General features: G+C 71.6%; 9 protein-coding genes. All 9 read left to right on the forward strand.

Annotated features, from left to right (window positions below):
* The first annotated feature begins 176 nt into the window (after positions 1-176).
* The 9 genes from ACXJKF_RS06905 to ACXJKF_RS06945 all read left to right on the forward strand — a co-directional run bounded on the left by ACXJKF_RS06905 (position 177) and on the right by ACXJKF_RS06945 (position 14,302).
* The gene (locus tag ACXJKF_RS06905; RefSeq protein ID WP_456786989.1) at positions 177-3,188 is read left to right on the forward strand and encodes a hypothetical protein; all 3,012 of its coding nucleotides are present in this window, start codon (positions 177-179) and stop codon (positions 3,186-3,188) included.
* Positions 3,189-3,228: 40 nt separating this feature from the next.
* Positions 3,229-4,938: a cation:proton antiporter gene (locus tag ACXJKF_RS06910; RefSeq protein ID WP_456786990.1), complete on the forward strand. Its 1,710-nt coding sequence runs from the start codon at positions 3,229-3,231 to the stop codon at positions 4,936-4,938.
* 221 nt (positions 4,939-5,159) lie between these two features.
* Positions 5,160-7,580 carry a non-reducing end alpha-L-arabinofuranosidase family hydrolase gene (locus ACXJKF_RS06915; protein ID WP_456786991.1) on the forward strand — a complete coding sequence of 807 codons (2,421 nt, stop codon included), beginning with the start codon at positions 5,160-5,162 and terminating at the stop codon, positions 7,578-7,580.
* A 156-nt stretch (positions 7,581-7,736) separates the two neighbouring features.
* Positions 7,737-10,454: a bifunctional acetaldehyde-CoA/alcohol dehydrogenase gene (adhE, locus tag ACXJKF_RS06920; RefSeq protein ID WP_456786992.1), complete on the forward strand. Its 2,718-nt coding sequence runs from the start codon at positions 7,737-7,739 to the stop codon at positions 10,452-10,454.
* 128 nt (positions 10,455-10,582) lie between these two features.
* On the forward strand, positions 10,583-11,098 hold the full coding sequence (locus ACXJKF_RS06925) for a hypothetical protein (RefSeq protein WP_456786993.1): 516 nt from the start codon (positions 10,583-10,585) through the stop codon (positions 11,096-11,098).
* 141 nt (positions 11,099-11,239) lie between these two features.
* Entirely contained in the window at positions 11,240-11,368 is a 129-nt protein-coding gene (locus ACXJKF_RS06930; protein ID WP_456786994.1) for a molybdopterin oxidoreductase, read from the forward strand.
* A gap of 106 nt (positions 11,369-11,474) precedes the next feature.
* Complete coding sequence (locus ACXJKF_RS06935) at positions 11,475-11,846, forward strand: hypothetical protein (protein ID WP_456786995.1); 372 nt, start codon at positions 11,475-11,477, stop codon at positions 11,844-11,846.
* Between the two features lie 2 nt (positions 11,847-11,848).
* Entirely contained in the window at positions 11,849-13,069 is a 1,221-nt protein-coding gene (locus ACXJKF_RS06940) for a glutathionylspermidine synthase family protein (RefSeq protein ID WP_456786996.1), read from the forward strand.
* Between the two features lie 9 nt (positions 13,070-13,078).
* Positions 13,079-14,302 (forward strand): pyridoxal phosphate-dependent aminotransferase, encoded by a 1,224-nt coding sequence (locus tag ACXJKF_RS06945; protein ID WP_456786997.1) that lies wholly within the window; start codon positions 13,079-13,081, stop codon positions 14,300-14,302.
* Positions 14,303-14,315: the final 13 nt, after the last annotated feature.

The following is a 14,315-nucleotide window of genomic DNA, read 5'->3' on the forward strand; positions in this document are numbered from 1 at the left end:
GAGGTGCCGCTCCGACCTCGGTCAATGCCTCGCCCGGACTGCTCACCATGCGGACTCCCCCGTCGAGACGCCGCTGGGCCGATCGGGTGACGGTGGCAGTCCGTTCCGTCCGGTTGCTCCTGCGGCGGTTGTGACCGCGGCCACAAGGACTCAGGAAGCGTTCCTACACTGCGCCGGTGTCCCGCTCCCGTGCCTGGCCGTCCCTCGTCGCGGCCCTCGTCGTCCTCGCGCTCGGCGCCGCCGTCGCCGTGGGCGTCGGCGAGGCCCTCGGGCTGAGCTACGAGCCGGCGGACACCCCGCCGGCCGCGCGGTCGGCCGTCGCCCTCGACCCGGTGGTGCCCGCCCCGGCGATCGCCACGATCGACGTCCCTGCCGGAGAGCAGGTGGGGCTCGCTGCCGCGGCCGTGGGCGACGCCCTGACCGCGCGCGGGCTGCCGGCGCCGACCGTCGGGGTCGGGACGGGCGACGCGGACCTGACGGTCAGCCTGGTGCCGACCTTCGCCGGCTCGGCCGAGGCGTACCGCCTGCGGACGGACGGCGGGCTCGTGCTGGAGGCGTCGGAACCGGCCGGCGCGGCCGCGGGGCTGTACGCGCTGGCGGACCGGATCCGCTCCGGTGCCGCCGTTCCGGCGGACGGTGCGACCGTCGAGCCCCGGCTCGGCCTGCGGCTCGTCGACTCCGGCTCGGTGGGCCGCGAGGCCGACCCGGCCGCGTTCGCCGACGGCGACGACTACTCCCTGAACACGGACGTCGTCGCCGGTGCGGTGCTGCCGGAGGCGCCGTGGGTCGACCAGGACGTCGTCGACGAGATCGACGGGCAGTTCCGTGAGCTGGTGCAGCACGCGCTGCGGCAGGGGTACAACGGCGTCGTCGTGCCCGGGTTCCTCGAGTACGTGACGTTCAGCGGTGTCGGCGACGGGCACGAGGTGTACCCCGAGGGCGACCCGCACGTGGCCCGGGCGGAGGCGATGGTCGAGGCGTTCGGTCCGGTCTTCGCGTACGCGCAGGAGCTCGGGATGCACGTCTACCTGCTGACCGACATGCTCGCGGTGTCCCCGCCGCTGGAGGCGTACCTGGAGCGGACGGTCGGCGGGCTCGACGTCGACGACCCGGCGCTGTGGTCCGTGTACCAGGCGGGCCTGGCCGAGCTGTTCGAGAGCATGCCGTTCGTCGACGGGCTGATGATCCGCGTCGGTGAGGGCGGCGCGGTCTACCAGGCCGGCTGGGACTACTCCTCGAAGCTGGCGGTCACGTCGCAGAGCTCGGTGCAGGCCATGCTGCGTGCGCTGCTGGAGACCGCGGGCGCGCACGACCGCGAGATCATCTTCCGCACCTGGACCGTGGGCGTGGGGGCGGTCGGTGACCTGCACACCAACCCGGAGTCCTACGAGGCCGTGCTGGGCGGGATCGACGACCCGCACCTGATCGTGTCCACCAAGTACACGAGCGGCGACTTCTACAGCCACCTGCCCCTCAACCCGACGCTCGACGTCGGCGCGCACCGCCGCATCGTCGAGTTCCAGGCCCGGCGCGAGTTCGAGGGCTTCGGCGCCCTGCCCAACGACCTGGTGGCCGACGAGGCCCAGGCCCTGCGGCGGTTCCTCGCGGCGAACCCGCACGTGGAGGGCGTGTGGAACTGGACGCAGGACGGCGGTCCGCTGCGTGCGGGGCCCATGTCGCTGTACCTGCGGACGGGGTTCTGGCAGCTGTACGACCTGAACACCTACGGGACGGCGCGGCTCGCGTGGGACCCGGAAGCCGAGCCGTCGCAGGTGACCGGCGACTGGGTGCGGCAGACCCTCTCGGACGACCCCGGCACCGCCACCGCGATCACCGAGGCGCTCGCACGGTCGCGCGAGGCGATCACGCGCGGGCTGTACATCCAGCCGTTCGCGGAGCAGTCCGTCAAGGCGCTGGGCCTCGAGCCGCCGCCCATGATGTGGATCTTCGAGTGGGACATCGTCACCGGCGACTCGGCCGCGCTGGACAGCATCTACGAGGTCAGCCGCGGCTCCCTCGACGAGGCCATCGCGGACGGCGCAGGGGCGGCGGAGGTGTCCGCAGGGATGCGGGAGCAGGTCGCGTCGACGTCTCCCGGCTCCTGGCACTCCCCCGAGCTGTACCAGTCGTTCGTCGACGCGCTCGACTACGAGACGGACCTGCTGGGCACGCTCGCCGCCTACCGGGCGACGGTCTTGCGGCACGCGGAGTGGCTCGACACGGGCAGCGCGACCGCGCACGACCAGTGGCGGACCGCCGAGCACGAGTACCGCGCGGCACGCACGGCGCACGTCGAGCGGTACGCGGGCGACCTGGACCTGCCCGCGTACAGCTTCACCGCCGCCGACCTCGGCAGCGACCGCGCCGACCGGGACCCCGCGATGGCGTGGCTCGCGCGCGTGCTGCTCCTCGCGGTCGCGGTCGTCCTCGTGCTCGGGTTCACGTCGCTGCGGTTCCCCGGCGCGGTGGCGCTCCGGGCACTGGCCCTCGCGGCCACCCGTCCCTGGCGGCTCGGCGAGGTCACTGCCCCGACGACGCGGACCGACCGGGTCGTCGTCTGGGCGCTGCCCGCGGTCGTCCTGGTGGCAAGCCGCTGCGTGCTCACCTGGTTCGCAGCCCCGGCGCACCTCGTCGCGACGCTCGGCGCCTGGCTGGTGCTCGCCGTCGTGCTGCGCTGGGTGGTGCGCGGCCGCGACCCGTTCCCCCTGTGGGCGGCCCTGGGCGGCGTCGTGCTGCTGCGCACGGTCATCCTGCTCGTCGCGCTCGTGGTCCGCGGACCCGGGCACTACTGGTTCGGCTTCTGGACCGACCCCACGGCACGCACCGCCTACGTCACCGTGGCGTTCGCGGCGTTCTGCTGGCTGTTCGTCGTCGTCGGGCTGGTGCTCCGGCGTGCGTACGGCCTCGGCGGCACCGGCTCGCTCGGCGTGACGCTCGCGGCGGGCGGGACCGCGCTCGCGGTCGTGGCCGGCGGTGTCGCGGCCATCGGGCTCGAGAAGGCGCTGACCATCTGGAACGACCAGATGGCGCTGCTGCCCTGGGGGTTGTCGCGGATCCTGGGGATCACCGTGCACCTCGGCATCCCGCCCTCGTCGGCGGGCGTCCTGGCGGTGGTCGGGGTCGTCGTCGCGGCCGTCGGGGTGGGCCTGGCGCTGCTCGGGCGACGTTCGAACGGACTGCGCTTGTAGGGTCGGCGAGGAGCGACACCGGCGGACGGAGGGGCTCTGCGTGCACAGCGTCGAGGTCTTCCTGCTGGTCGCGGGCGCGGTCGCGGTCACCGCGGTGTGCCGACGGCGCGGGTGGCCGGCACCGCTCGTCCTCGTGGCCGCCGCGATCGTCGTCTCGTTCGTGCCGGCGATCCCGCGCTTCGAGATCGAGCCGGAGATCCTGCTCGACTTCGTGCTCCCGCCCCTGCTCTACTCCGCGGCGCTGTCGAGCTCCTACCGCGACTTCCGGACGTCGCTGAACTCGATCACCCGGCTCGGCGTCGGGCTCGTGGTGGTGAGTGCCGCGGCTGTCGCGCTGGTGTTCTGGTGGACGGAGCCCGCCGTCCCGTTCCTGGCGGCGCTCGTCCTGGGTGCGGTCGTCGCGCCGCCGGACGCGGTCGCCGCAGCGGCCGTCGGCAAGCGCCTGGGGCTCCCCCGCCGCGTCATGACGCTGCTGTCCGGCGAGAGCCTCATCAACGACGCCACCTCCCTCACGCTCTACAAGGTCGCCCTCGCCGGCGTCGCGACGGGCGCGTGGGCGTTCGCCGAGGGGCTGACGATCTTCGCGCTCGCGGTGGGCGCCGGGGTGGCGGTCGGGCTCGCCATCGCGTTCGTCGTGCACCTGGTCCGGCTGCGCCTCGACGACCCCGTGGTCGCCTCCGCGGTCGGGCTGCTCACGCCGTTCGCCGCGTACTGGTCCGCGGAGGCCCTGGCCGGCTCGGGCGTGCTGGCCGTCGTCGCGGCGGGCCTCTACCTCGGCCACACCTCGCCGCGCGCGGGCTACGCGACGCGGCTCTACGAGGAGCCGATCTGGTCGACGGTCGACCTCCTGCTCGAGGCGTTCACGTTCGCGCTCATCGGCATGCAGCTCCCGTGGGTGGTGCGCGACGTCATCGCCTCCGACCAGGGGCTCCGGCACGGGATCGCGGTCTCGCTCCTCGTCCTGCTCGTCGCCATCCTGGTGCGGCCGGCCTACATCTTCGTCACCGCACGGTTCGACCTCCTGCGCCTGCGCGGCAGCCACCGACCACCCGGGGACGCGTTGAGCACGCGCGAGTCGGCGGTGGTGTCGTGGGCGGGGATGCGCGGCGTGGTGACGCTGGCCGCCGCCGCCGCCATCCCGCTCACCAGCAACGGCGCGCCCTTCCCCGAGCGCGCCACGATCCAGCTCGCCGCCTACACGGTGGCCATCGGCACGCTGCTGATCCAGGGACTGACCCTGCCGTGGGTGATCCGGCGGCTCGGTGTCGGGTCGGCCGACGAGTCCGTGCGCGACGCCGCGCAGGAAGCGGCCGTCCGCGTCGCGACGGCCGACGCGGTGCAGGAGGTGCTGGAACGGCAGCGCGACGACTGGGGCAAGCACCTCGGACCGGAGCGCGCCGAGGAGCTCATCGAACGCATGTCTGCGGCCTGGCGTGCCCGCGCGACCGCGGCCGCGGTCATGCTCGACCCGGACTCGGCCGACGAGCTGCTGCCCGACGAGCCCGTCGAGCCGCCGGGGCTGACCGGCGTGATGCGCCAGGTCAGCCCGTCGCAGGTCCCCACCGCCGAGGAGGGCCTGCGCACGCAGCGCCTGCGCCGCGAGATCGTCGCCGCGCAGCGCGAGGTCCTCATGGACCGCCGGGACTCCGGGGAGCTCGACGAGGCCGTGATGCGCCGGATGATGCGGGAGCTCGACCTGGAGGACGAGAGCCTGTCGTCGTCGTGGGTCACCCGCGTGCAGCGGCGCTAGCCACCCTGCGGCGCCCACCTTGGATCGTTAAAAGGCGAAACGTTTTACCCCTGGTCCCCCACCCACCGTCGTGCAAATGTGAGCGCTCACACGGCTGATCTCACGGTACCCAGCCATGCGACCTGCAGCTTCGTGGGCGCCCGATGCCGTCCGTCCGCGAGCTCCCCGGCCGACAGCACACACCGCCGGACCCCCGGGCGGTGCTCCCAGAGAGGTGCTCCATGACCACGACACCACGACGAGGGCGACGCTCCCTCGTCGCCGCATCCCTGAGCCTCGCGGTGGCCGCGGCCGGCCTGGCCGCGGCTCTCCCCGCACAGGCAGCCGCCAGCACGCTCGGCGCGGCCGCCGCACAGTCGGGCCGGTACTACGGCACCGCGATCGCCGCGGGAAAGCTGAGCGACTCGACCTACACGACGGTCGCGAACCGTGAGTTCACCATGATCACGGCCGAGAACGAGATGAAGTGGGACGCGACCGAGCCCTCGCAGAACTCGTTCAGCTACAGCCGCGGGGACCAGATCGTGAACTGGGCCCGCAACAACGGCAAGCAGGTCCGCGGCCACGCCCTGCTCTGGCACAACCAGATGCCCGGCTGGGCCCAGGGCCTGTCCGGCACCGCCCTGCGCAACGCCGCGATCAACCACGTGACCAAGGTCGCGACGTACTACAAGGGCAAGGTCTACGCCTGGGACGTGGTCAACGAGGCGTTCGCCGACGGAGGCTCCGGCGGGCGTCGTGACTCCGCCCTGCAGCGCACCGGCAACGACTGGATCGAGGCCGCGTTCCGCGCCGCCCGTGCCGCCGACCCCGGCGCCAAGCTCTGCTACAACGACTACAACACCGACGGCATCAACGCGAAGTCCACCGGCATCTACAACATGGTCAAGGACTTCAAGTCCCGTGGCGTCCCGATCGACTGCGTCGGTCTGCAGAGCCACCTGGGCACCACCATCGCGAGCGACTACCAGGCGAACATCCAGCGGTTCGCGGACCTCGGCGTGGACGTGCAGATCACCGAGCTCGACGTCGAGCAGGGTGGCAACCAGGCGAACATCTACCAGACCGTCACCCGCGCGTGCCTGGCCGTCGCCCGCTGCACCGGCATCACCGTGTGGGGCGTCCGGGACAACGACTCGTGGCGCACCGGCGCCAACCCCCTGCTGTTCGACTCCTCGGGCAACAAGAAGGCCGCCTACACCTCGGTCCTGAACGCCCTGAACGCGGCGACGCCGACCCAGAACCCGACGACGCCGAACCCGACTCCCACCACACCCGACCCGACGCCGACCACCCCCACACCGACCCCGACCTCGGGACCCGGCACGGGCTGCTCGGTCGGCTACACCGCGACCTCGTGGAGCACCGGCTTCACCGCCAGCGTCAAGATCACCAACCTGGGGTCGGCGATCAACGGGTGGACGCTCACCTGGGCCTTCCCCGGCAACCAGACCATCACGCAGGCGTGGAGCACGACCGCGACGCAGAGCGGCAACCAGGTCACGGCGAAGAACGTCGGCTACAACCCGCAGATCCCCGCGGGCGGGACCATCGAGTTCGGGTTCAACGGCGCGTACAGCGGCACCAACCCGTCGCCGACGAGCTTCAGCCTGAACGGAACCGTGTGCAACGGGGGTGTCACACCCACCCCGACTCCGACTCCGACGACGAGCCCGACCACCAACCCGACGCCGACCCCGACCGTCACCCCGACCCCGACACCCACCAGCACCCCGACGTGCTCCCTGCCGTCGAGCTACCGGTGGACCTCCTCCGGCGTCCTGGCCCAGCCGAAGTCGGGCTGGACGTCGCTGAAGGACTTCACGAACGTCGTCTACAACGGCAAGCACATCGTGTACGCGTCGAACGTCGCGAACGGAAACTACGGCTCGATGGCGTTCAGCCCGTTCACGAACTGGTCGGACATGGCCAGCGCGAGCCAGAACGCGCTCCCGTCGGGCACGGTCGCTCCCACGCTGTTCTACTTCGCGCCCAAGAACATCTGGGTGCTGGCCTACCAGTGGGGTCAGTGGCCGTTCATCTACCGGACCTCGACCGACCCGACGAACGTGAACTCGTGGTCGTCGCCGCAGCCGCTGTTCACGGGCAGCATCTCCGGGTCCGGGACCGGTCCGATCGACCAGACGCTCATCGGTGACGGGCAGAACATGTACCTGTTCTTCGCCGGCGACAACGGGAAGATCTACCGGGCGAGCATGCCGATCGGGAACTTCCCGAGCAGCTTCGGGTCGAACTACACGACGATCATGAGCGACACCCAGGCCAACCTGTTCGAGGGCGTGGAGGTCTACAAGGTCGCCGGTCAGAACCAGTACCTGATGATCGTCGAGGCGATGGGCTCGGGCGGGCGGTACTTCCGCTCGTTCACGTCCTCCAGCCTCGACGGCACCTGGACGCCGCAGGCCGCCAGCGAGAGCAACCCGTTCGCGGGCAAGGCCAACAGCGGTGCGACGTGGACCAACGACATCAGCCACGGTGACCTGGTCCGGTCCAACCCTGACCAGACCAAGACGATCGACCCCTGCAACCTGCAGCTGCTCTACCAGGGTCGTGACCCCAACCAGAACCCCGCCTACAACGACCTGCCCTACCGCCCAGGTCTGCTGACCCTCCAGCGGTAACCAGCACGCTCGCGTACGACGGGCCGGCCCCCACCCGGGGACCGGCCCGTCGTGCGTCCCGAGGACCTTCGGCCCATCACGGGCGCCACACGCGTTCCGTAACGTCGAGGTCAGCGGGTCGAAGGGGGCCCGACAGCCTCGACAGGGAGATGAACGGTGACCTCCAGCAGGACCGTCAGCACGACCGTCAGCACGACAGGCAGCGACATCGACACGGCGATCGACCAGCTCGTGGCCCAGGCCGCGAAGGCGCTGAACGAGTACGCGCGCTTCACGCAGGAGGACGTCGACCACCTGGTCAAGAAGGCGTCCGTCGCCGCGCTGGACAAGCACGGCGAGCTGGCGCTTCTCGCCGTGAACGAGACCGGCCGGGGCGTGTTCGAGGATAAGGCCGTGAAGAACATCTTCGCGTGCGAGCACGTCACCAACTCGATGGCGAACCTCAAGTCGGTCGGGGTCATCTCCCGTGACGACCTCACCGGCATCACCGAGATCGCGGAGCCCGTCGGCGTCGTCTGCGGCGTCACCCCGGTGACCAACCCGACCTCGACGACCATCTTCAAGTCGCTCATCGCGCTCAAGACCCGCAACCCGATCGTGTTCGCGTTCCACCCGAGCGCCCAGGAGTCCTCCGTCGCCGCCGCCCGCGTGGTGCGCGACGCGGCCGTGGCCGCCGGGGCGCCCGAGCACTGCATCCAGTGGGTCGAGACGCCGTCGATCGAGGCGACCACGGCCCTCATGAACCACCCCGGCGTCGCGCTCATCCTGGCCACCGGCGGCAACGCCATGGTCCGCGCGGCCTACTCGTGCGGCAAGCCAGCGCTCGGCGTCGGGGCGGGCAACGTGCCTGCGTACATCGAGAAGACCGCGAAGCTCAAGCGGGCCGTCAACGACGTCGTGCTGTCCAAGGCGTTCGACAACGGCATGGTCTGCGCGTCCGAGCAGGCCGTGATCCTCGACGACGTCATCTACGACGCCGCGCTCGCGGAGTTCGCCGTCCTGCACGCCTACCGGGCGAACGCCAAGGAGAAGGCGCTGCTCGAGTCGTTCATCTTCGGGGTCAAGGCCAACGGCAAGAACTGCGGCGAGGCCAGGCTCAACGCGTCCGTCGTCGGACAGACCCCGCAGTGGATCGCGCAGCAGGCGGGCTTCACGGTCCCCGCGGACACCTCGATCATCCTGGTCGAGGTCAGCGGCGTCGGCCCCCAGGAGCCGCTGACGCGCGAGAAGCTGGCCCCGGTGCTGGCCGTGCTGCGCGCCGAGTCCACCGAGCACGGCATCCGCCTGGCCGAGCAGATGGTCGAGTTCGACGGCCTCGGCCACTCCGCCGCCATCCACACGCAGGACGACGCCCTCACCGAGGAGTTCGGCAGCCGCGTCAAGGCCGTCCGGGTCATCGCGAACGCGCCCTCGTCGCTGGGCGGCATCGGCGACATCTACAACGCGTTCATCCCGTCGCTCACGCTCGGCTGCGGCTCCTACGGCCACAACTCGGTGTCCAACAACGTCTCGGCGGTGAACCTGGTGAACATCAAGCGGATCGGCCGCCGGAACAACAACCTGCAGTGGTTCAAGGTGCCGGCCAAGACGTACTTCGAGCCGAACGCCATCCGCTACCTCGCGGACATGCCCGACGTCGAGCGCGTGACCATCGTGACCGACGCGACCATGACGACCCTCGGGTTCGTCGACAAGATCATCGACGTCCTGAACCGCCGGTCGTCCAAGGTCGCGCTGCAGATCATCGACCAGGTCGAGCCCGAGCCGTCCGTGCAGACCGTCCAGGCGGGCGCCGCGCAGATGCGCCACTTCCGGCCCGACACGATCATCGCGCTCGGCGGTGGCTCGCCGATGGACGCCGCGAAGGTCATGTGGCTGCTGTACGAGCACCCGGAGATCCACTTCTCCGACCTCAAGCAGAAGTTCTTCGACGTCCGCAAGCGCGCCTTCAAGTTCCCCGTGCTGGGCGAGCTGGCGCAGCTCGTGTGCATCCCGACGACCTCGGGCACGGGCGCGGAGGTGACGCCCTTCGCGGTGATCAGCGACCCGTCCACCGGGAAGAAGTACCCGCTGGCCGACTACGCGCTGACCCCGTCGGTCGCCATCATCGACCCCGTCCTCACGTCGAAGATGCCGCCGTCGCTGGCCGCCGACTCCGGGTTCGACGCCCTCACGCACGCCACCGAGGCGTACGTCAGCGTCTACGCCAACGACTTCACGGACGGCATGGCGATGCAGGCCGTGCGCCTGATCTTCGAGAACCTCGCCACGTCGGTGAACGGCGACCCGGCCGACCCGGCCACCCAGGACGCCCGCGAGACCATGCACAACGCCGGCACGATCGCCGGGATGGCCTTCGGCAACTCGTTCCTCGGCATCGTGCACGCGATGGCCCACGTCGTCGGCTCGACGTACCACCTGGTGCACGGCCGCACGAACGCGACCCTGCTGCCGCACGTCATCCGCTACAACGGCACGGTCCCCACCAAGCTCACCAGCTGGCCCAAGTACGAGCACTACGTCGCACCCGAGCGGTTCCAGCAGCTCGCCGCGATGCTCGGGCTCCCCGCGTCCACGCCGGCGGAGGGCGTCGAGTCGTACGCGCTGGCCGTGGAGTCCCTGCGGGCCCGCGTCGGCATCCCCGCGTCCTTCCACGCGCAGGGCGTCGACGAGCAGGAGTTCCTCGCCCGGCTCGACGAGGTCGCGATGGGCGCCTACGAGGACCAGTGCGCCCCCGCGAACCCGCGGATGCCGATGATCGAGGACATGAAGGACCTGATGACCGCGGCCTACTACGGCACGTCGCTGACCGACGTCCGCAGCCGCCGCAGCGAGCAGCCCACGACCGACCGGGTCCCCTCCCCCGTCGCGTAGCTGCTCGCCCCCGACGCCCCGCCACGACATCGGGCGGGGCGTCGGCGCGTCTCCGATGGGCGCGTCGGCGTGACCCCGGGCAGACTGTGGGCCCGAACCCCGCTCCCGACGACCCACCCGGAGGACACATGAGCTCGACCCGCCCTCGACTGGCCCGAGTCGGCGCCCCCGTCGTCGCCGCCCTCCTCGCCCTCGGCCTCGCCGCGTGCTCCGACGCGGACATCGACGACGCCGCGCAGCAGGCCAAGGACGCCGCGAGCGAGGCCCGCAGCGCGATCGACGACCTCAAGGCACAGGTCGACGACGCCAAGGCGGAGGCCGATGCCGCCGAGCAGAAGATCGCCGACGTCAAGGAGCAGCTCGGCTCCCTCGACGACACGGCCAAGGCGCAGGCCGACCAGGCCGTCGCGGACGCGCAGACCGCCGTGGCGGACGCGCAGGCCGCGCTGGAGCAGGCCGGGGCCCAGGGAGACGCCGCGTCGAAGCAGGCGCTGGCCGACGCCGAGGCACAGGTGGCCGACGCCCAGGCCGAGCTCGAGGCCGCCAAGTCGAACGCCGCCGGCGAGGCCGCCGACTCCCTCGACCAGCTCGCGCAGCAGCTGACCACGCTCGGCGACAAGCTCGAGAGCGCCGCGAACAGCTGACGGCGGGCGGCAGGCCCGTCACAGCAACGATCGCCGTCCGGTTGTGCCCGGACGGCGATCCGTTGCGTGGTGATCGGGTGAATTCCACGCTCGTCGGCGCGGGATGTTGTACCTGAGCGGTCCCGTGCCGATCTTCAGAGCATGGCCGAACGACAGGCGCAGCGGGTTCTGCGGCGACACCACGTGGAGTGGTGGATCGTCGGAGCCTGGGCGTCCCTCGCACTGGTCGTGGTCGCGGGCCTGAGCGCCGCGGCCGGACTCGTGGTCTGAGCGGACGCACGTCGGGCCGGTCATCGACCGGCCCGGTCGGGGCGACGCCGTCCGTCTCTCGACGACGACCTCCGCGACGGCCGCCGGATCGTGCACGATGTGCGCCATGCACGCACCCCGCCGCTCCACGGCGATCACTCTCGGCGTCACCAGCGCGGTCGCCCTCCTGCTGTCCGGCTGCGCCTCGAACACCGACTACCAGGGCGTGTGCATCGACAAGGACACCCAGACGCGGCTGGACGACGAGAGCTGCGACGACTCCGACCCCGGCTACGTCGGCGGCTCGCACGGCTGGTTCTTCCTCGCGCGCGGCACGAGCGCGCCCGCCGTCGGCGACACCGTGGCCAGCGGCTCGGGCATCCCGCCGGTGGGGACGTCGTCCGTGAGGGGTGGCGTGTCGGCCGACGGGGGGACGGTCTCCGGCTCGACCACCCGCGGCGGCTTCGGCTTCCACTCCAGCGGCCACGTCGGAGGCTGACCGTGCGTCGACTGGCGTGCACTCCCCGTGCGGGGTTCCTCGACGCGGTCCGCTCGCAGGGCCTGACGTACCCGACGACGCGGCTCGAGGACGGCGGCGAGGTGCCGTACTGGTTCGAGGGCGCCTACTACGAGCTCACGGGTCCCGAGGTGGAGCACCTGGAGAGCGTCACGGAGCAGCTGCACCAGATGTGCGTGGAGGCGGCCCGCTTCCTGGCCACGGGTGCGATGGGCACCCTGGGCCTGCCGGCGGGGACGTTCGACCTGGTCAGGGAGAGCCTCGCCGCGCGGCCCCCGTCGCTGTACGGGCGGTTCGACCTCGCGTACGACGGGACCGGCCCGGCCAAGCTCCTCGAGTACAACGCGGACACCCCGACCGGCCTGATCGAGTCGTCCGTCGTGCAGTGGTTCTGGTTGCAGGACGTGCTGCCCGAGCGCGACCAGTTCAACTCGCTGCACGAGCGGCTCGTGCGCCGGTGGCAGCTCCTCGGTCCCGATCTCCCGTCGAACCGGGTGCACTTCGCGCACATCGACCACGACACCGCCTACGAGGAGTGGATGACGATCGTGTACGTCATGGACACGGCCCAGCAGGCCGGTCTGGAGACCGTGGGCCTGACCGTCGGCGACATCGGGTTCGCCGCGGCCACCGGTGACTTCGTCGACCTCGCCGACGAGCGCATCGAGACCTGCTTCAAGCTCTACCCGTGGGAGAACATGCTGCGCGAGGAGTTCGGCAGGCACGTCGCGGCCGACCCGGGCAGGGTCACGTGGATCGAGCCGCTCTGGAAGGTCGTCCTGTCGAACAAGGCGCTCCTGGCGGCGCTGTGGCACCTCTACCCGCACCACGAGAACCTGCTGCCGTCGTACCTGGGCTCACCCGGCACCCTCGTGGACTGGGTGGCCAAGCCGCTGCACGGCCGCGAGGGCGACGCCATCCGCATCCACGCAGCCGGCATCGAGTCCACGCAGCCCGGTCCCTACGGCGGAGAGGGCTACCTCTACCAGCAGTGGTGCCCGCTGCCCGACTTCGACGGGAACAAGGCCGTCGTCGGGTCCTGGGTCGTCGGTGAGCACGCCGCGGGTGTCGGCATCCGGGAGTCCGACGGCTGGGTCACCGACTTCTACGCACGGTTCGTCCCGCACGCCATGACCACCCCGGCACCGACCCTCGCCCAGCGGGAGGAGTGGCTCGTCGAGGACCTGACAGTCGCGCGTCGTTAGCCTTCACCCATGACCCCACCCCGCTGGCAGGACGTCGCGCGCGCGACCGGGCTGATGGGCGACGACGGCGTCCCGCGGGCCACGGTGTTCGCCGAGATGTCCGCGCTCGCCGCCCGTACCGGGGCGGTCAACCTCGGTCAGGGCTTCCCCGACGTGGACGGACCGGCGTCGGTCGCCCGGGCCGCCGCGGACGCGATCGCGGCGGGCGCCAACCAGTACCCGCCCGGCCCGGGGATCCCCGAGCTTCGTGCGGCGGTGGCCGAGCACCAGTCGTCGCGGTACGGGCTGACCTGGGACCCCGACCGGGAGGTGCTGGTCACCGCCGGCGCGACGGAGGCCCTCGCGGCCACCGTGCTCGCGCTCGCCGGACCGGGCGACGAGGTGCTCACCCTCGAACCCTTCTACGACTCGTACGCGGCCGTCGTCGCGCTCGCGGGTGCCACCCACACGACCGCCCCGCTGGTCGCCACCGACAGCGGCTTCCGCCTCGACCTCGACGCCCTGGCCGCCGCGTTCACCCCGCGGACCCGCCTGGTCCTGGTGAACACCCCGCACAACCCCACCGGCACGGTGCTGACCCGCGACGAGCTCTCCGCGATCGCCCGGCTCGCCGTCGAGCACGACGCCCTCGTCGTCACCGACGAGGTGTACGAGCACCTGGTGCTGGACGGGTCGGGCGCCGTGCACGTGCCCATCGCCACGCTGCCCGGCATGGCCGAGCGCACGCTGACCATCTCCTCAGCCGGCAAGACGTTCTCGTTCACGGGCTGGAAGATCGGCTGGGTGACCGGGCCGGAGCCGCTGGTCACCGCGGTCCGCACCGTCAAGCAGTTCCTCACCTACGTCAACGGCGCGCCGTTCCAGCCCGCGGTCGCGTTCGCCCTCCGGGACCCGGACGTCGCCGCCTGGGTGGTCGAGCTGGCGCACTCGCTGTCCCGGCGTCGGGACCTGCTCTGCGCGGGGCTCGAGGATGCGGGCTTCGCGGTCGTCCGGCCGCAGGGCACCTACTTCGTGCTCGCCGACGCGGCGCCCCTCGGGTACACCGACGGTGCCGCGCTGTGCCGGGACCTGCCCAGGCTGGCCGGCGTGGTCGGGGTGCCCGTCACCGCGTTCACGCACGCGGGCTCCGACGTCGACCGCGCGCTGCGGTCCTGGGTGCGGTTCACGTTCGTCAAGCGCGACGAGGTGCTGACGCAGGCCGTGACCGGCCTGCACCGGCTGCACCGGGGCTGACCCGGGCCTCTGG

Source organism: Cellulomonas sp. P5_C5 (genome assembly GCF_054049655.1).

What these genes read in the sequence shown, in the direction of transcription:
- ACXJKF_RS06945 (WP_456786997.1), top strand. Translation starts at nt 13,079, where the DNA reads ATGACCCCACCCCGCTGGCAGGACGTCGCGCGCGCGACCGGGCTGATG.
- ACXJKF_RS06930 (WP_456786994.1), top strand. Translation starts at nt 11,240, where the DNA reads ATGGCCGAACGACAGGCGCAGCGGGTTCTGCGGCGACACCACGTGGAG.
- ACXJKF_RS06935 (WP_456786995.1), top strand. Translation starts at nt 11,475, where the DNA reads ATGCACGCACCCCGCCGCTCCACGGCGATCACTCTCGGCGTCACCAGC.
- ACXJKF_RS06925 (WP_456786993.1), top strand. Translation starts at nt 10,583, where the DNA reads ATGAGCTCGACCCGCCCTCGACTGGCCCGAGTCGGCGCCCCCGTCGTC.
- ACXJKF_RS06915 (WP_456786991.1), top strand. Translation starts at nt 5,160, where the DNA reads ATGACCACGACACCACGACGAGGGCGACGCTCCCTCGTCGCCGCATCC.